15 protein-coding genes and 1 pseudogene are annotated in these 16,975 nt (G+C 60.4%); 9 read left to right on the top strand and 7 right to left on the bottom strand.

Features of this window, described 5'->3' with window-relative positions:
* The first annotated feature begins 10 nt into the window (after positions 1-10).
* The 6 genes and pseudogenes from BHD07_RS09595 to BHD07_RS09570 all read left to right on the top strand — a co-directional run.
* On the top strand, positions 11-2,635 hold the full coding sequence (locus tag BHD07_RS09595) for an arsenate reductase (azurin) large subunit (protein ID WP_338279514.1): 2,625 nt from the start codon (positions 11-13) through the stop codon (positions 2,633-2,635).
* 57 nt (positions 2,636-2,692) lie between these two features.
* Positions 2,693-3,076, top strand: coding sequence for a c-type cytochrome (locus BHD07_RS09590; RefSeq protein WP_338279511.1), 384 nt, complete (start codon positions 2,693-2,695; stop codon positions 3,074-3,076).
* 64 nt (positions 3,077-3,140) lie between these two features.
* On the top strand, positions 3,141-4,409 hold the full coding sequence (locus tag BHD07_RS09585; protein WP_338279509.1) for a molybdopterin molybdotransferase MoeA: 1,269 nt from the start codon (positions 3,141-3,143) through the stop codon (positions 4,407-4,409).
* Positions 4,410-4,509: 100 nt separating this feature from the next.
* Positions 4,510-4,827, top strand: coding sequence for an ArsR/SmtB family transcription factor (locus tag BHD07_RS09580; RefSeq protein ID WP_338279507.1), 318 nt, complete (start codon positions 4,510-4,512; stop codon positions 4,825-4,827).
* Between the two features lie 55 nt (positions 4,828-4,882).
* A complete protein-coding gene (locus tag BHD07_RS09575; protein WP_338279506.1) occupies positions 4,883-6,286 on the top strand; it encodes an FAD-dependent oxidoreductase in 1,404 nt (467 codons plus the stop codon).
* A 42-nt stretch (positions 6,287-6,328) separates the two neighbouring features.
* Positions 6,329-6,512 (top strand): annotated as a pseudogene (locus BHD07_RS09570) (arsenite efflux MFS transporter ArsK); the annotation flags it as partial.
* 41 nt (positions 6,513-6,553) lie between these two features.
* Here the strand turns inward: BHD07_RS09570 and BHD07_RS09565 are convergent.
* From BHD07_RS09565 to BHD07_RS09535, 7 genes are all read right to left on the bottom strand, one after another.
* Positions 6,554-7,240, bottom strand: coding sequence for a winged helix-turn-helix domain-containing protein (locus tag BHD07_RS09565; RefSeq protein WP_338279504.1), 687 nt, complete (start codon positions 7,238-7,240; stop codon positions 6,554-6,556).
* A 15-nt stretch (positions 7,241-7,255) separates the two neighbouring features.
* Positions 7,256-7,942: a phosphate regulon transcriptional regulator PhoB gene (gene phoB / locus BHD07_RS09560; protein WP_338279502.1), complete on the bottom strand. Its 687-nt coding sequence runs from the start codon at positions 7,940-7,942 to the stop codon at positions 7,256-7,258.
* A gap of 45 nt (positions 7,943-7,987) precedes the next feature.
* Positions 7,988-8,701 (bottom strand): phosphate signaling complex protein PhoU, encoded by a 714-nt coding sequence (gene phoU / locus BHD07_RS09555; protein WP_338279501.1) that lies wholly within the window; start codon positions 8,699-8,701, stop codon positions 7,988-7,990.
* A 44-nt stretch (positions 8,702-8,745) separates the two neighbouring features.
* Positions 8,746-9,561, bottom strand: a complete 816-nt coding sequence (gene pstB / locus BHD07_RS09550; RefSeq protein WP_338279499.1) for a phosphate ABC transporter ATP-binding protein PstB — start codon at positions 9,559-9,561, stop codon at positions 8,746-8,748.
* Between the two features lie 11 nt (positions 9,562-9,572).
* Positions 9,573-10,871 (bottom strand): phosphate ABC transporter permease PstA, encoded by a 1,299-nt coding sequence (gene pstA / locus BHD07_RS09545; protein WP_338279497.1) that lies wholly within the window; start codon positions 10,869-10,871, stop codon positions 9,573-9,575.
* A complete protein-coding gene (gene pstC, locus BHD07_RS09540; protein ID WP_338279495.1) occupies positions 10,871-12,241 on the bottom strand; it encodes a phosphate ABC transporter permease subunit PstC in 1,371 nt (456 codons plus the stop codon). The genes pstA and pstC overlap by 1 nt, the downstream gene beginning before the upstream one ends.
* 65 nt (positions 12,242-12,306) lie before the next feature.
* Positions 12,307-13,344: a PstS family phosphate ABC transporter substrate-binding protein gene (locus BHD07_RS09535; protein WP_338279493.1), complete on the bottom strand. Its 1,038-nt coding sequence runs from the start codon at positions 13,342-13,344 to the stop codon at positions 12,307-12,309.
* A 725-nt stretch (positions 13,345-14,069) separates the two neighbouring features.
* On the opposite strand from BHD07_RS09535, the gene phnC reads away from it, so the two are divergent.
* From phnC to phnE, 3 genes are all read left to right on the top strand, one after another.
* The gene (gene phnC / locus BHD07_RS09530) at positions 14,070-14,927 is read left to right on the top strand and encodes a phosphonate ABC transporter ATP-binding protein (protein ID WP_338279491.1); all 858 of its coding nucleotides are present in this window, start codon (positions 14,070-14,072) and stop codon (positions 14,925-14,927) included.
* Positions 14,928-15,010: 83 nt separating this feature from the next.
* Positions 15,011-15,916, top strand: a complete 906-nt coding sequence (phnD, locus tag BHD07_RS09525) for a phosphonate ABC transporter substrate-binding protein (RefSeq protein WP_338279489.1) — start codon at positions 15,011-15,013, stop codon at positions 15,914-15,916.
* Positions 15,917-16,003: 87 nt separating this feature from the next.
* On the top strand, positions 16,004-16,966 hold the full coding sequence (phnE, locus tag BHD07_RS09520; protein WP_338279487.1) for a phosphonate ABC transporter, permease protein PhnE: 963 nt from the start codon (positions 16,004-16,006) through the stop codon (positions 16,964-16,966).
* Positions 16,967-16,975 lie beyond the last annotated feature (9 nt).

The following is a 16,975-nucleotide window of genomic DNA, read 5'->3' as shown; positions in this document are numbered from 1 at the left end:
GGAGATGGCAATGGCCTACAAACGTAACATCGACCGTCTGCCGATCATTCCCGCAGATGCAAAGCATCACAACGTCACCTGTCACTTTTGCATCGTTGGCTGCGGCTATCACGCCTATACATGGCCCGCGAACAAGCAGGGAGGAACCGAACCCGACCGCAACGCCTTCGCCGTCGACCTCTCGAAGCAGCAAGAGGCGGAGACCGACGCCTGGTACTCGCCATCGATGTACAACATCGTCAAGCAAGATGGGCAGGACGTTCATATCGTCATCAAGCCGGACCACGAGTGCGTGGTCAATTCGGGCCTTGGCTCCGTCCGCGGCGCGCGTATGGCCGAGATGAGCTACTCCGAGGCCCGCAATACACAGCAGCAGCGCCTGACCGATCCCCTCGTATGGAGATACGGACAGATGCAGCCGACGAGTTGGGACGACGCATTGGATCTAGTGGCACGCGTGACGGCGACAATAGTCAAGGAAAAGGGCGAGGATGCCCTCTACGTCTCGGCCTACGACCATGGCGGCGCGGGCGGTGGCTACGAGAACACCTGGGGTACGGGCAAGCTCTATTTCGAGGCGATGAAAGTCAAGAATATCCGTATCCACAACCGCCCTGCCTACAACTCCGAAGTCCACGCCACCCGGGACATGGGCGTCGGCGAACTTAACAACTGTTACGAGGATGCCGAACTAGCGGACACGATCTTCTGCGTCGGTGCTAATCCCCTTGAGACACAGACGAACTATTTCCTCAACCACTGGGTCCCAAACCTGCGGGGATCGACTGCGGACAAGAAGAACGAGCAGCTTCCAGGTGAGGAGCATCCGCCAGCACGCATCGTGTTCGTCGATCCACGACGCACAGTGACCATCAACGCAGCCGAAGCCGATGCGGGCCTGGAAAACGTCCTGCATCTCGCGATCAACTCTGGCACTGACCTTGCTCTGTTCAACGCGATCTTCACGCACATCGTCGAGAAGGGCTGGATCGACAAGGCGTTCATCGACGCCAGCACAAGCGGATTCGACGCTGCCGTCAAAGCGAACAAGATGACGTTGCAGCAGGCCTCCGAGATCTGCGGCGTCTCAGTAGCGGACATCGAAAAGGCGGCACAGTGGATCGCCGAGCCGAAGGCCGACGGCAAGCGCCGCCGCACGATGCTCCCCTACGAGAAGGGCCTGATCTGGGGCAACGACAATTACCGCACGAACGCGGCTCTGGTGAACATCGCGCTCGCAACCGGGAACATCGGCCGTCCAGGTGGGGGATGCGTCCGCCTCGGCGGCCATCAGGAAGGCTACTCCCGTCCTTCTGACGCGCACGTCGGCAAGCCTGCGGCCTATGTGGATCAGCTTCTGATCTCCGGCCAGGGCGGTGTGCATCACATCTGGGGATGCGATCACTACAAAACGACCCTGAACGCTCACGAGTTCAAGAGGGTGTACAAGAAGCGCACCGACATAGTGAAGGACGCGATGAGTGCCGCCCCCTATGGAGATCGCGAGGCAATGGTCCGGGCGATCGTCGATGGGATCAACCAAGGCGGCCTGTTCGCCGTGAACGTAGACATTATTCCCACCAAAATCGGCCAGGCATGCCACGTGATCTTGCCCGCGGCCACTTCGGGCGAGATGAACCTTACGTCGATGAACGGCGAGCGCCGCATGCGCCTGACCGAGCGGTACATGGACCCGCCCGGCCAAGCCATGCCCGATTGCATCATCGCCGCGCGAATCGCCAACAACATGGAGCGCGTGCTCCGCGAGATGGGCGACTCGGCCGCTGCCGACAAGTTCAAAGGCTTCGACTGGAAGACCGAAGAAGACGCCTTCATGGACGGGTACCATCAACACGAAAAAGGCGGCGAGTACGTGACATATGCCCGTCTCCGCGCGATGGGCAACAACGGGTTCCAGGAGCCGGCGGTTGGTGTAGGGGATGAACCCGTGGCCGCGGGCAGCTCGCAGGGTGGAACCACCACTGGCGCGCAGCCAGGGATGGTTGTCGGCGGCCCGGCCATCGAAGGTGCCCGGGGCAAGGAGCCGGTCCAGCAGACGGATGCGAACGCAGCGGCCGCTCCCGTTGCCGACGGAGGCGCGGAGCGCATCATCGGCACCAAACGCCTTTACGCCGACGGCAAGTTCAACACCGAAGACGGCAAGGCGATCTTCAAGGACGCCGTCTGGCGGGGTCTGCAGGCACCAGGCAAGCAGGCGCAGAAGGACAAGCACAAGTACCTCATCAACAACGGACGCGCCAACACGGTCTGGCAGTCGGCCTATCTCGACCAGCAGAACGAGTTCGTCATGGACCGTTGGCCCTATCCATTCATCGAGATGAACCCGGAAGACATGGCGGAGGAAGGCATCAAGCAGGGGGATCTGGTCGAAGTCTACAATGACGCGGGCGCGACCCAGGCCATGGCCTATCCCACCCCGAGCGCACGGCGTGGCGAGACGTTCATGCTTTTTGGATACCCGACAGGCGTTCAGGGCAACGTCGTGAATGCCGGGACCAACGAGCTGATAATTCCCAACTACAAGCAGACATGGGGTGACATCCGCAAGATCTCGGACGCGCCGAAGAACGTCGCCCACCTGTCCTTCAAGCCGAAGGAATACCGCTCGGCCTGATCTTCGCTGGAGGGCGGCCGGACCGCCCTCCCCCTCCTGAGCAATACGGAAACCGAAATGCAGAAATCTCTCGCAATCGCATCACTCTGTCTTCTCCTTGCATCCCCTGCGCTCGCCGACGGCGACGCCGAAGCGGGTGCCGCCGTTTTCAAGAAGTGCGCCGCCTGCCATGCTGTCGGGCCTGGAGCAAAAAACAAGGTAGGTCCTGAACTGAACGGGATCATTGGCCGGAAGGTCGCAGCCGTCGACGGGTTCAACTACTCCTCCGCCTTCAAGGCCAAGGCGGAGGAAGGCTGGAACTGGGACGACACCCATCTATCCGAGTATCTCGCCAATCCGAAGGTTTATATCAAGGGCACGAAGATGGCGTTCCCCGGCCTGAAGAAGCCCGATGAGATCGCCAACGTCATCGCTTACCTGAAGACGTTCTCGGCGCAATGACGAAACATACATTGGGTGGACGACCCGGCTGCCCATGAACGCCCGGGGGTAACAAGGACGCAACATGAACATCGACCTGCAAAGGTGGGGTTCGCCTGCGGCGGACTGCGGCGCGACGGCACACCAAATGTCAGTTGAAGAGGCCGTGCGTACCGTAGTCGGCGCCGCCATTCCTGTGACCGAGAGCGAAAGCGTGGATCTCCTTTCCGCCTCGGGCCGAATCCTCGCCCGACCAGTGTTCGCGGGATACGACCTTCCGAGATTCGACCACTCGGCGATGGATGGCTATGCGGTGCGGTGCGCCGATTTCACCGGCGCTGGGCCGTGGACGCTTTCTGTCGTGCGCAGTCTCGTTGCCGGAGACAACACAATGGGCGTGGCGGCAAAACCGGGCACTGCTATGGCGATCTACACCGGGGCGTCTGTTCCTTCTGGTTATGATGCGGTCGTCATTGCCGAACGGTGCCTGCGCTCGGGCAATTCGGTGGTAACAAGCTACCGCCCGCGAGCCGGCGAAAACATCCGGGTGGCGGGCGAGGATCTTGCGGCTGGATCAAGAGCCGTGGATTGTGGCGCTATGATAAGCACTCATGTGGCCGCCATGCTGGCTGCACTTGGAATGGCCAGAGTCGATGTTCTGCGACGAATCCGGGTGGCGCTCGTAACCAACGGAACCGAGCTCAGGCAGCTGGGAGAACCTCTCGATAACGGTCAGATCTACGACTCCAATAGATATCTGGCTCGATCGATGCTGAGCCTGCCGTGGATCGAGGTCAGTGACGCCGGAACGGTCAGGGACCGCCTTGACGAACTCAGCGCGGCTCTGTTCGAACTCTCGCTGACTCATGATGTCGTGGTCTCTACAGGAGGCATGTCCCATGGTGGCGCGGACTTTGTGCGGGCGGCGCTTGTGGCCTGCGGCGCTTCCCTGGGTGTGCTCAAGGTCGCGATGCGGCCAGGAAAACCTGTCACTATCGGCCGTCTAGGCGCGGCGATGTTCATCGGTCTGCCGGGAAATCCGATGGCGGCGGCCATCGCCCTGAGGCAGATTGCCATGCCCGCGATCCGGGCGACTTCAGGCTTGGATTGGTTCGAACCTCTGTGGTTCCCCGCCACCTCGGGGTTCACCTATTGCAAGCGGCAGGGCCGCACGGAGTTCGTTCCCGTCTCAGTAGTGGGTCGCGATGACCATGACATACCTGTTCTAAACATTCTTGGAAGGGGGTCGTCCGGAAGCCTGTCCCCGCTGGCACGCGCCGATGGAATCGCCGTTCTTCCATCTGAAGTCAGCGAAGTACGCCAAGGTATGCGGTTGCGATACGAACCATTTTAGACGGAATGAGTGGTCTCCTTCTAACCGCTGGTACGCATACTTCGAAAATCATCGAAATACTCATTGACATCCGTGGATGCGCATAGCTATTAATATTTCCATGAACGTGGAAATAGCAGCATCACAACTCGAATCTCTCGGCAATCCGACGCGTTTGCGCATTTATCGGGCGCTGGTGCGTGCAGGCGTTGATGGCCTCCCCGTCGGTGGACTGCAGCAGAAGCTCGACATTCCTGCAAGCACGCTTTCGCACCATTGCCGCAAGCTGATCGACGCCGAGCTGGTGACCCAGGAACGAAACGGGACGACGCTCATCTGTCGGGCCAACTACAAGACGATGAATTCGCTGATCGGCTACCTCGCTGACGAATGCTGTGCCGACGGAGCGTGCGAACGCAGGGATGTTGCGGAGGCCTGATCCCTTTTTTTACGCTATAATTTCGAAGAAACTAGAAAGATCGAAGGATACGCGCATGTACCACTATTCCGAACTTCCGGTCGCAGTGATCGGCGCGGGGCCCGTCGGCCTCGCTGCAGCCGCCCATCTTCTCGAACGTGGGTTGCAGCCGGTCGTATTCGAGCGCGGAAAGGGGCCTGGCTCCTCGCTTGTCGAGTGGGGCCATGTTCGCGTGTTTTCGCCATGGCGATACGTCTTCGATAAAGCTGCTTTGCACTTGCTCGAAGAAAGCGGCTGGATCCAGCCCGACCCCGATACCCTTCCGACCGGATCGGAAATCGTCCAGCAATATCTGATCCCGCTAGCACGCCTGGTGGCGCGGCACATAAAGTACGGAGCGACGGTGCATTCCATCACCCGCCTCGGCCTCGACAAGGTGGCCAACGATGGTCGCGACCGGGCACCTTTCATCATCCGCTACCGTGATGACACGGGCACGGAAAGGCGTCTTACGGCGCGGGCGGTACTAGACGCTTCCGGAACTTGGCTCCGGCCGAATCCTATGGGCGTGGACGGGTTGCCCGTCCTAGGCGAATCCCTGGCGGGCGATCGGATCTGCTACGGCATCCCGGACGTGTTGGGGCGGGAACGCAGGCTGTATACGGACAGCAACGTATTGGTGGTCGGAAGCGGGCACTCCGCGATAAATGCGGTTCTGTCGCTGCTTGAGCTTCAGAAGGAACACCCGAAGACCTCCGTCCTGTGGGCGCTAAGGCGCAACAAGATCGACAAACTGCTCGGAGGCGGCGTAAACGACCAACTGCCGGCCCGCGGGGCGCTCGGCTTGGCGGCCAAGGACGCGATCGAAAGCGGTCGCCTGAAGCTGTTGGCACCCTTCTCCGTCGAATCCATCGAGTCGGGAGGTGAAAGCCTCAACGTCGAGGCATTGGTGAGCGGCCAACCCGAAACCCTGCGCGTCAACCGCATCATCGTCGCAACAGGCTTTCGTCCGGACCTCAGTATGTTGAACGAACTGCGTATCGACGTCGATGTGGTCGTGGAGTCACCGCGCCGACTTGCGCCGATGATCGATCCCAACCTCCACTCCTGCGGAACTGTGCCCCCTCATGGAGTCGAGGAGCTTGCCCATCCCGAACGCGATTTTTTTATCGTCGGTTCGAAGTCGTATGGGCGCGCACCGACGTTCCTCATGGCCACGGGCTACGAGCAGGTACGCTCTGTCGTCGCGGAACTTGCGGGCGATCACGTGGCTGCGCGGCAGGTCCAACTCGTGCTACCCGAAACCGGGGTGTGCACTGTCACCCTCCCCGGCAGCAGAGACAAGACGTCGGCCTGCTGCGGAGGCCCTTCCGCAAAGGTTGACGCCTGCTGCGTGCTGGACGCGAGCGTGAAGTCGGAAGGCAAAGCCGGGTGCGGCTGCGGGGCTGGGATGACACGCGAGATGGAACCTGCCAAATGAGCGAAAAACGTGCGCCCGCGAGTGTGATCTGGGCGCCTCGCCCTGACCCAAATCATCGCCTACGGCACGCTCCACTATTCGTTCAGCATTCTCGCGCCAGCAATGGCGCGGGACTTTTCCATCCGACGGGACCCTATTCGGTCTGCTGTCGCTGTCGCTGCTATTCGGCGGCCTGGTCGCTCCGAAGGCAGGGAGTTTTGCCGATCGCTTCGGCGCGGGCGGTGTCCGAAAGTCGCCCATAGCAGCGTTGCGGCATTTTCGGCCACTCTAGTAATCGCTCAGTGCATAGCCGGCGCCTCGGACTGTGCGGATGACATTGTCAGCCTTGCCGAACCCGATGCCCTTCCTAAGGCGTCCGATATGAACGTCGATCACCCGCTCATCGACAGTGGCGTCGTCGCCCCAGAGCGACGCACGCAGCTCTGACCGGGAATAGACCTTTCCCGGAGACCGCATGAGAAATTCGAGGAGTTTGAATTCTGTCGGCCCGAGCCTCACCTCGCGCTGCTGGCGGTGGACCCGATGCGACGCCCGGTCGAGCGTCAGGTCGCCGACCTTGATCATGTGGCCAAGTACGGCGGGGTTGGTGCGGCGAAGCAGGTTCTTCACCCGGACGACGAACTCCATGGTGGAGAACGGCTTGACGAGGCAGTCATCTGCCCCCGCTGCGAGCCCGGCGATACGCTCGTCCTCGTCCGCAAGGTCGGTCAAGAGTACGATCGGAAGCGAGATTGCTTCGGGGCGGCTCCTCAAGCGGCGGCAGAGGTCAATGCCGGAAATGCCGGGCAAGGTCCAGTCAAGCACCAGGATGTCGGGAAGCGATTTTTCGATCCGGGCTTCGGCTTCGTCGCCCCGCGAAAGTCCCTCGACTGTCAGGCCTTCTTTGCGGAGGTTCTGTTCCAGTATCAGACGCAGCGGCTCGTCATCCTCGACGATAACAATTCGCGCTCCCATTCAGTTATCACTCCCTTATTGTGCTTCCAGCGAGTACCCAGCCCCCCGCACTGTCCGGATTACATCTGGCATATTGGAAAAATTCAGAGCCTTCCGAAGACGGCCCACATGAACATCGACGGTGCGCTCATCAACATAGATGTCGTGCCCCCATACGCCATCCAAAAGTTGCGCTCTCGAAAAGACGCGCCCCGGCGAAACCATGAAGAACTCCAGTAGGCGGAATTCGGTCGGCCCTAGCCGGACCTCGCGGCTATGCCGATGGACGCGATGAGTCTCGCGGTCGAGTTCGATGTCTCCGGCCTTCAATACCGACGACAGAACCTCAGGCTTCGCGCGCCGCAGCATCGCCTTGACGCGGGCCATCAATTCCGGAGTCGAGAATGGCTTCACGACATAGTCGTCAGCGCCGGTGGACAGTCCCCGCACACGTTCACTCTCTTCGCCCCGCGCCGTCAACATGATGATCGGCAGACGCTCCGTTTCCGGTCTCTGACGCAATCTGCGGCAAAGCTCGATTCCCGAAACACCGGGCAGCATCCAATCGAGGATCAAGAGATCAGGTAGACGCTCCTGAAGCCGGATTTCTGCTTCGTCGCCGCGAAGTATGGTGTCGACGTCAAATCCCTCCGCTTCGAGATTGTAGCGCAGGAGGATGCTCAGCGCTTCCTCGTCTTCAACAACAGCGATTCTGGGTAGCATTCAGCCAAAACTCCGTGATGCTCGATCTCGCCGGGCCTGGAAGCACTAAGCTCCTGAGGCTCCCACCGAAGTCGTCGTATCGTCCTTCGGGCGTTCGCCCTCGAGCTGCGAACCGGTGGTCATGTAGTAGATCGTCTCGGCGATGTTCGTTGCATGATCACCAATGCGCTCAATGTTCTTGGCACAGAACAGAAGATGCGTGCAGGGCGTGATGTTACGCGGGTCTTCCATCATGTAAGTGAGCAGTTCACGGAAAAGCGACGTGTAGATCGCGTCGATCTCCTCATCCCGCTCGCGGATGCTGTTTGCCTTTTCCGGCGAGCGCGAGGCGTAGACGTCCAGAACTTCCTTGAGCTGCACCAAAGCCAGCTCGGCCAGATGCTCGAGCCCGCGCGCGAGTTTGCGCGGGATGCCGGAGCCGGCAACAGCGATCACACGTTTAGCATTGTTCTTACCGAGATCGCCGACCCGCTCCAGGTCGGCGGCGATACGGATCGACCCCATAATTTCGCGCAGGTCAGAGGCCATCGGCTGCCGCTTGGCGATGGTGACGATCGCCTTCTCGCCGATCTGGCGCTCGGCATCGTCAAGTATCACGTCGTCGGAGATGACCTTCTGGGCCAGCGCGAGATCGGAGTTCACCAGAGCGCGGACCGATTCGGCGACCATCTGCTCGGCGAGACCGCCCATTTCCGAGATGCGGCGAGAGAGGTATTTCAGCTCCTCGTCGAAGGCTGTCATGATGTGTGCGTGGGTCATGTTCGATTCCTCGAAGGAGATGCTCTGTTCGGATGGTCGGTCGGTCAGCCGAAGCGGCCCATAATGTAGTCCTGGGTGCGCTGATCATCCGGATTGGTGAACATCTTGTCGGTATCGTTCTCCTCGACGAGATTGCCGAGATGGAACATGGCGGTGCGCTGCGAGACGCGTGCGGCCTGCTGCATTGAATGCGTGACGATAACAATCGTGAAGTTCGCGCGCAGTTCGTGGATGAGTTCCTCGACCTTGGCGGTTGCGATCGGGTCTAGTGCCGAGCACGGTTCGTCCATCAGGATCACCTCCGGGCCGACGGCGATGGCACGGGCGATGCAGAGGCGCTGCTGCTGGCCGCCGGAAAGTCCGGTGCCCGGCTCTTGCAGCCGATCCTTCACTTCGTTCCACAGGCCGGCCTTCTGCAGACTGTTCTCGACCACCTCGTCGAAATCGGCCTTGGAGCGGGCAAGACCGTGAATGCGAGGCCCGTAGGCGATATTCTCGTAGATGGACTTTGGGAACGGGTTCGGCTTCTGGAATACCATGCCGACGCGCGCTCGCAGCTCGACGACATCGATTGACGGATCGTAGACATCGGCCTGGTCAAGTGTGATTTGGCCGGTTACGCGGCAGTTCTCGATCGTGTCGTTCATACGGTTCAAGGTGCGCAGGAAGGTCGACTTGCCGCAGCCCGAAGGTCCGATCAGCGCCGTGACCGTGTTCTTGCGGACATTGAGGTTCACGTCGAACAGGGCGCGCTTTTCGCCGTAATAGACGGACACGTCCTTGCCGACCATCTTGAACTGTGCGTCACTCATCTTCTGTTCCAACGCCTTTTCGACTGCTGCTTCCGACATGATGTTCATCTTTATCTCTCCTACCACCGGCGCTCGAAGCGCTGTCTGAGGAATATCGCGATACCGTTCATCAGCACGAGAAATGCCAGCAAGACGAGGATCGCAGCGGAAGTCCGGGACACAAATCCGCGCTCCGGGCTGTCCGCCCAGATGTAGATCTGCGTCGGTAGCGCGGTCGAGGCGGCAAACACGCCGTCGGGCGGGCTGGTGATGAAGGCGTTCATGCCGATCAGAAGCAGCGGCGCTGTTTCACCGAGAGCGCGTGCCAACGAGATGATGCTCCCGGTCATCACGGTGGGCATGGCGAGCGGCAGGATATGGTGGAAGATTGCCTCGTGTTTCGAGGCGCCGATCCCGAGCGCCGCTTCGCGGATGGACGACGGAACGGACTTCAGCGACACCCGGGTGACGATGATGAGGGTCGGCAGAGTCATCAGGGCGAGGACGAGACCGCCGACCAGCGGCGCCGAACGCGGCAGGCCCATCCAGCCCAAGAACACGGCCAAACCGAGAAGACCGAACACCACTGAGGGCACGGCGGCCAGGTTGTTGATGTTCACTTCGATGAGGTCGGTCACCCTGTTCTTCGGCGCGAACTCCTCCAGGTAGATCGCGGCGGCGATTCCGATGGGGAAGCTGATTGCGAAGCATACCAGCAGCGACCAGAAGGAGCCCGAGATCGCTCCGGCCAGGCCGGCGAGCTCAGGGAAACGGCTGTCTGCGTTGAAGAAAAGACCCCAGTTAAACGGCGTCGAGATGACGCCCTTCTCGACAAGCTGGTCGTACATGCCGATCTGTTTGTCGTTGATCCGGCGCTGGCTTTCGGGCACGTCCCTGCTGATTTCGCCCTTCGCAAGCTGATCGACCGGGTCGGCCATCGGAATGGCGAAGCGGCTCACTCGGTTCAGCCGGCTCGGATCGGCGACGACGGCGTCGCGCACCAGGAACTGGCCCGAAGAGGTGAACAACTCGAAGAACTTTCGTTCGTCGCTTCGCGAGAGCCCCGGCATCTGCTTGCGGAGCGCCCCACGGACGATGCCGCGCCAGTCGGCGTCGCCGATGTTCGCTGGGTCAATCTTTGCCTGTGACAGGTCGATTTCGACAGTCGCGACGGTCTGGGTGAACGCCTTGTGCCCGGTGAAGGTCAGGGAACCGACCAGGATCGCCAGAAAGCCCAGTGCGAAGGTGATCGCGACGATACCGTAGATCTGGAGCCGTCTGTCGGCCGCGTACCGGGCTTTGCGACGTGCCTTCATCTCCTCAGAGTGCCAGTCGACGCCTGATTTCGGCATGACCTCTGTAAATGCGGCGCTGGACATCAATATTTCTCCCGGTACTTCCGCACGGTGTGCAACGCGATGAGATTCAAGATCAGGGTCACGATGAAAAGGATCAGACCCAGCGCGAACGCAGCCAGCGTCTTCGGGTTATCGAACTCGGAGTCGCCGATGAGAAGCGTGACGATCTGCACAGTTACCGTCGTTACCGCATCGAACGGGTTGAGGGTCATTTTCGCTATCAGGCCCGCCGCCATGACGACGATCATCGTCTCGCCGACCGCCCGGCTGAGCGCGAGCAGAACGCCGCCGACGATGCCGGGCAGCGCCGCCGGAAGCAGCACCTTCCGGATGGTTTCGCCCTTGGTAGCGCCAAGGGCAAACGAACCGTCCCGCATGGCCCTCGGCACAGAGGCCAGAGCGTCGTCGGAAAGCGAGGAAATGAAGGGGATGATCATGACGCCCATCACTGCTCCGGCAGCGAGCGCGCTGTTTGGCGAAGACACGATGCCAAGGCTAAGTCCAAGACTCCGAACTGCCGGGGCGACCGTGAGTACCGCGAAGAAGCCGTAGACTACGGTCGGAACGCCGGCGAGGATTTCGAGCAGTGGCTTGACGACCGCGCGGAACCGCCTGTCCGAGTACTCCGTGAGATAGATCGCAGAGAGGATGCCGGTGGGGACCGCCACGATCATCGAGATCAGCGCGATCACGAAGGTGCCCCAAAGCACAGGGATGACACCGAACGCGCCCTGCCCTGCCACCTGGTCGGCACGAATTGCAATCTGAGGCTCCCAGCGCATTCCGAACAGGAACTCAGTAATAGGCACCTTGGAAAAGAATTGCATGGCTTCGAAGACAAGCGAAGCGATGATGCCAAGCGTTGTAACGATGGCGACCAGCGATGAGAACATCATGAAATAGGTGACAGAGCGCTCCACACTGTGGCGCGCCCGGAAACGATTGCCGATCACCCGATAGCCTAGGAACGCGCCGATCGCCATCGCGGCCGCCACGACGGCCACCATAGCAATCGAGGAGAGATGCTGAAGCGATTTCAAATGCTCGACAGCGGCCTGGATCTGAGGGGTCGGCTCCTTGAAGACGTTTCCTGCCGCGACCTGCCGCACTTCGCTCATCACAAGCGAGCGGGCGGTCCCATCGAGGCTCTCCGAGCCCGGAAAGGTGGCGATAACGAGCTGGTCGATCACGCTGTTCTGCCCTGCGAGCCACAACAGCAGAAAAATGAAGGCCGGTACCCCGGTCCAGATCGCCGCATTCAGGCCGTGGTAGATCGGTCGGGAATGCGTCTTTTCAGAAGCTCCGTTCTGCGTCGCTCTAGCACGCGCAGAGCCGACGAAAGTCATGACAAGCGCGGCGAGCGCCAATGCAGCCAACAAATATCCGGACATTATAGCCCCCAGAACAAAAGACGGGGCTGCCTACCATATGCGGCAGCCAGCCCCAATGCCTGAAGTTACGAACCGAGCTTCTTCGCCTCGGACACAGCCTTCTGGACTTCCATGCGCTTGTCATCGGCAAGCGGGGTCAGGCCGCGTTCGGCGAGGTAGCCGTCCGGGCCCAGCGCGCTGTCGGAAACGAACTCTTCCAGGAACTCCTTCATGCCCGGAATGACGTCGCGGTGTGCGTTCTTGATGTAGACGAACAGCGGGCGGGCTACCGGATACGAACCGTCGGCGATCGTGTCGAATGTCACTTCGACGCCGTTGATTTTGACGTCCTTCAGCTTGTCGGAGTTCTCGTAGAGGAACGAGTAGCCGAAGATACCGACGGCGTTCGGGTCCGACTCGAGACGCTGAACGATGAGGTTGTCGTTTTCGCCAGCTTCCACGAAGGGGCCGTCCTGACGCATGCGCGAGCAGACTTCGGTCCACTTGTCCTCGTCAGCCTTCTTGAGGTCGGCCATGCCGGGAAGGTTCTTGCAGCCGTCGTGCATGACCAGCTCGACAAAGGCATCACGCGTGCCGGAGGTCGGCGGCGGTCCAAAGGCGACGATGTTGGCATCCGGAAGCGAGGCGTCGATATCCGACCACTTCTTGTTCGGGTTCGCGACGAAACCGCCCTTGCCGTCCGGCAGTTCCGCGGCGAGCGCCTTGAAGATCTGTTCTTCGGTCAGGTTCCAGTCGGCCTCGTTCGCACGCGAAATCGCGATCGAAAGACCGTCATAGCCGATCATTGCTTCGGTGATGTCGTCGACGCCATTGTCTGCGCAGAGCTTCACCTCTGAATCCTTGATTGCGCGCGAAGCGCCGGTGATGTCAGCGAAGCCTTCGCCCACGCCGCCGCAGAAGGCCTTGAAACCACCCCCGGTGCCCGTGGATTCAACGACCGGTGCAGTTGTTCCAGTTTTATTGGCAAACTCTTCAGCAACCGCCTGCGTATAGGGGAACACGGTCGAGGAGCCAACAATCTTGATCTGATCGCGAGCGACAGCGACGCCAGAGGTGCTCAGCATGATCGCGACGAGCGCGCAGCTTCCTAGATACTTCTTCATGGATTTTCTCCCTGGAATTCGGATTGACGCTTCGGCGTCGCCACCCCTTTAGCCCCTGGGCATAACAGTTTTGTGACAGATTTGTTTCACATACGAGACCCGGCAGTTTTTGGGGCCTTTGCAGCCGTGGAATCGCTCACCGGGCCCGGAGGAAATGGCGAGCGCGAGCTCTCTCCCGGTAATTTTGAATGAGACGCGCAGGCCGCTACCAGCTGATTGGTAAATCGCTCGCCGCCTGTGTGGTCGCAATCGTAACCTGCGATCGCGCTTCCTGTGCGTACTGGAAGAGTTTTCTCGCCCCTTTGGAGAATGCTCTGGGAACTGCTTGTCAAGGCCGCATCATACAGGCGAGCGGGCGGCAAAGCCCTGCCAGTCGCTAACGCAAAGACGGCAGCCACAGCAAGGTCAAGACGACCGATCCGGATCGCCCGACGACGATCGATTGGCGAGAAGCGATAAGGAAGAATATTCAGCCAATCGCATCGACTCGGCAGTGAGGCGCTGCGAGCATTCCGCTGCCGGATACAGACGTCGTGGAGATAGAACTGGACAGCGGTACGAAATCGAGCTCGGGCGCTTCTGAACGCATCGTTGAAGTGCACTCACTCGACCTCAGCGCGCAGTTGCTGTGAAATTCGGTTTAACGAAAATTACACAAAACTGACATTGCGCGGTCATGCGCACAGCCTAGAGAGCCGTCCACGTCAGGCATGATGGGGACAAGGATGCTCACACTCAAATCCGTGACACGCCGTTTCGGCAAGCACGCGGCGGTCAACTCCGTCGACATAACAATCCCGCAGGGGCAGATGATCGGCGTCATCGGCCGATCGGGCGCAGGCAAATCGACCCTGCTCCGTATGATCAACCGCCTCGTCGATCCAAGCGAGGGCACCATCGATTTTGCAGGGCAGAAGGTCTCGGCATTGCGGGGATCAGCGCTGCGTTCGTGGCAGCGTGATTGCGCCATGATCTTTCAGCAATTCAACCTCGTGCCGCGCCTCGACGTCCTGACGAACGTCCTTCTCGGCCGCCTCAATCATCGATCCACGGCGCTCAGCATTCTCAACGTGTTCACGCGTGAGGAGCGGATCATGGCGATCTCGGCTTTGGAGCGTCTTGGCATCGAGCAAACCGCGCTGCAGCCTGCCGGCACCCTCTCGGGAGGACAGCAGCAGCGCGTCGCGATCGCCCGCGCACTGATGCAGCAGCCGAAGATGCTGCTCGCCGACGAACCGATCGCCTCGCTCGACCCGCTGAATGCAAAGATCGTGATGGACGCTCTGCGCGACATCAATGAACGCGAGGGCATTACCGTTATCACCAACCTGCACACGCTCGACACCGCACGCAGCTACTGCGAACGCATCATCGGCATGGCCGCGGGGAAAGTCGTGTTTGACGGACGGCCGGACGATCTGACCAGCGCGGCAGTCCGTACGATCTACGGTTCGGCTGCCGATGGCAGTGAGATCGACGAGACCATGACCTCTACGAGCATAGATGGCGCGGCCGCCACGTCAGATCATGGCAGTCCGATGAAATCCGCCAGCTCGAAAGCATTGGCATTGGCGGGCGTCTGACGCCCGCCGGATCGACCGCCCGCGTGAAGGGCAATTCGTAGACCTGAACATCATCCGGCGCGGCCGGAGAACGGGAGAATTTCATGCTGAAGAATGCTCTTTTGGGCGCTGTCGCCCTCCTCGCCCTCGTCGGCCACGCCGCTGCCGAAGACCTCAAGGAATTCCGCGTCGGGATTCTCGGCGGCGAGAACGAAGCCGACCGCCTGCGCAACTTCCAGTGCCTGAGCGAAAAGCTTCCGGCTGCGATCGGCGTTGAAAAGGTCTCCTTCTTCCCGGCCGCCGATTACGACGGTGTCGTTCAGGGCCTGCTCGGCGGCACGCTCGACTATGCCGAACTTGGCGCTTCCGCCTACGCAAAAGTCTACCTCGCCAAGGCGGATGCGGTTGAGCCGATCCTGACGACCGTCCAGACCGACGGCTCTACTGGTTATCATTCGATCATGGTTGCCCGCAAGGATTCGGGGATGACGAAGCTCGAGGACATGAAAGGGAAGAAGCTCGGCTTTGCCGACCCTGATTCCGCTTCTGGCTACCTTGTCCCGCTCGTCACTTTGCCGGAATCCATCGGCGGTCCGGTCAAGGAATATTTCAGCGAAACCGGTTTCGGAGGCGGTCACGAGAACCTCGTCCTCGAAGTCGTAAAGGGCACCTTCGCCGCTGGCACGACGTGGGGTTCTGGCGTCGGCGAGTTCAAGGACGGCTACAGCTCGGGCAACCTGCGCAAGATGGTCGACAAGGGCATCCTGGACATGGACGATCTCGTCGAGCTGTGGCGCTCACCGCTCATCCCGAACGGCCCAATCGTCGTCCGCACGTCGCTCAGCGACGACGTGAAGGCCAAGTTCAAGCAGTTCATGGTCGACCTGCCGAAGACGGACCCGGCATGCTTCTCCGCCATTCAGGGCGGTGACTTCACCGGCTACACCGAAGTCAACGAGGAGTTCTACAAGCCGATCATCGACGCCCGCAAGGCAACCATCGGCGGCTAATCACAAGCCGTTCCAAGCCAGCCTGGAGCGACCTCGCTCCGGCTGGTGCATCCCCCCGACATCCCAGGCCTCCAGTTCGGAGCTTCCATGGCTTCCTCGATCAGCAATGTTTCACTCGGCGAGAGCGGCAGGCTCGTCGAGCGCCACTGGCAGGAACTTAACGCGCGGCGTCGCATCTACACCGTGCTCGGGCTGGCGCTTCTTTTCGTCGCTCTGTCCGCATCGCTCTGGTTCGCCAACGAGACGAACGCGGGCAAGTTCTTCGATCGCCTGCCTTTTTTCTTCGACTTCATCGAGGACCTGCTTCCACGGGACGCGATGGAGATCGTGCGAGCGCTGTTCGACCTGCCATCGCCCTACGACGACGGCAGCTTTAAGTTCAACTACCCCGACGGCCGCCTCTATCTGACGGAAAATCTCTACATACCCGAGTATTTTCACAAGATGCTTGAGACGATCAACATCGCCGTTCTGTCGACTATGATCGGGCTCGCGTTCGGTTTCGTGCTGAGTTTCCTTGCAGCGAAGAACGTGATGCCGAACCGCTGGATCCGCTGGCCGGTGCGCCGTTTCATGGAGGTGCTCCGCGCATTCCCGGAAGTGGTCATTGCGGGCTTCTTTCTCGCAATCCTTTCGCTCGGGCCCGTGCCCGCCATTATCGCCGTGTCGGTTCACACCGTTGGCGCTCTGGGAAAGATGTTCTTCGAGGTGGTCGAGAACGCTGACATGAAGCCGGAGGAAGGGCTGCGTGCCGCCGGGGCCAACTGGATCGAACGTGTTTGGTTCGGTTTCGTTCCTCAAGTCATGCCGAACTTCATGAGCTACTTCCTGCTCCGGCTCGAAATCAACGTTCGCGCATCAACGATCATCGGAGCCGTCGGCGGCGGAGGAATCGGCGAGCTTCTCCGCCTGTCGATCGGACAGGGCCACGAAGCCAAGACACTCGCAATCGTCCTGCTGCTCTTTACGACAATCTTTGCCGTCGACCAGTTTTCCGCATGGCTGCGACGCCGCCTCGTCGGCGAGCAGGCCTTCAACAGCGTCTCCTGAGGACCCTTC

Origin of the sequence: Sinorhizobium sp. KGO-5, from assembly GCF_036245905.1 — a bacterium.
Classification (GTDB): Bacteria; Pseudomonadota; Alphaproteobacteria; order Rhizobiales; family Rhizobiaceae; genus Sinorhizobium; species Sinorhizobium meliloti_A.
The sequence above is the reverse complement of the archived record's forward strand: the minus strand, read 5'-3'. Positions and strand labels throughout refer to the sequence as shown.

What these genes read in the sequence shown, in the direction of transcription:
- BHD07_RS09595 (WP_338279514.1), top strand. Translation starts at nt 11, where the DNA reads ATGGCCTACAAACGTAACATCGACCGTCTGCCGATCATTCCCGCAGAT.
- BHD07_RS09590 (WP_338279511.1), top strand. Translation starts at nt 2,693, where the DNA reads ATGCAGAAATCTCTCGCAATCGCATCACTCTGTCTTCTCCTTGCATCC.
- BHD07_RS09585 (WP_338279509.1), top strand. Translation starts at nt 3,141, where the DNA reads ATGAACATCGACCTGCAAAGGTGGGGTTCGCCTGCGGCGGACTGCGGC.
- BHD07_RS09580 (WP_338279507.1), top strand. Translation starts at nt 4,510, where the DNA reads ATGAACGTGGAAATAGCAGCATCACAACTCGAATCTCTCGGCAATCCG.
- BHD07_RS09575 (WP_338279506.1), top strand. Translation starts at nt 4,883, where the DNA reads ATGTACCACTATTCCGAACTTCCGGTCGCAGTGATCGGCGCGGGGCCC.
- BHD07_RS09565 (WP_338279504.1), bottom strand. Translation starts at nt 7,240, where the DNA reads ATGGGAGCGCGAATTGTTATCGTCGAGGATGACGAGCCGCTGCGTCTG.
- phoB (WP_338279502.1), bottom strand. Translation starts at nt 7,942, where the DNA reads ATGCTACCCAGAATCGCTGTTGTTGAAGACGAGGAAGCGCTGAGCATC.
- phoU (WP_338279501.1), bottom strand. Translation starts at nt 8,701, where the DNA reads ATGACCCACGCACACATCATGACAGCCTTCGACGAGGAGCTGAAATAC.
- pstB (WP_338279499.1), bottom strand. Translation starts at nt 9,561, where the DNA reads ATGAACATCATGTCGGAAGCAGCAGTCGAAAAGGCGTTGGAACAGAAG.
- pstA (WP_338279497.1), bottom strand. Translation starts at nt 10,871, where the DNA reads ATGTCCAGCGCCGCATTTACAGAGGTCATGCCGAAATCAGGCGTCGAC.
- pstC (WP_338279495.1), bottom strand. Translation starts at nt 12,241, where the DNA reads ATGTCCGGATATTTGTTGGCTGCATTGGCGCTCGCCGCGCTTGTCATG.
- BHD07_RS09535 (WP_338279493.1), bottom strand. Translation starts at nt 13,344, where the DNA reads ATGAAGAAGTATCTAGGAAGCTGCGCGCTCGTCGCGATCATGCTGAGC.
- phnC (WP_338279491.1), top strand. Translation starts at nt 14,070, where the DNA reads ATGCTCACACTCAAATCCGTGACACGCCGTTTCGGCAAGCACGCGGCG.
- phnD (WP_338279489.1), top strand. Translation starts at nt 15,011, where the DNA reads ATGCTGAAGAATGCTCTTTTGGGCGCTGTCGCCCTCCTCGCCCTCGTC.
- phnE (WP_338279487.1), top strand. Translation starts at nt 16,004, where the DNA reads ATGGCTTCCTCGATCAGCAATGTTTCACTCGGCGAGAGCGGCAGGCTC.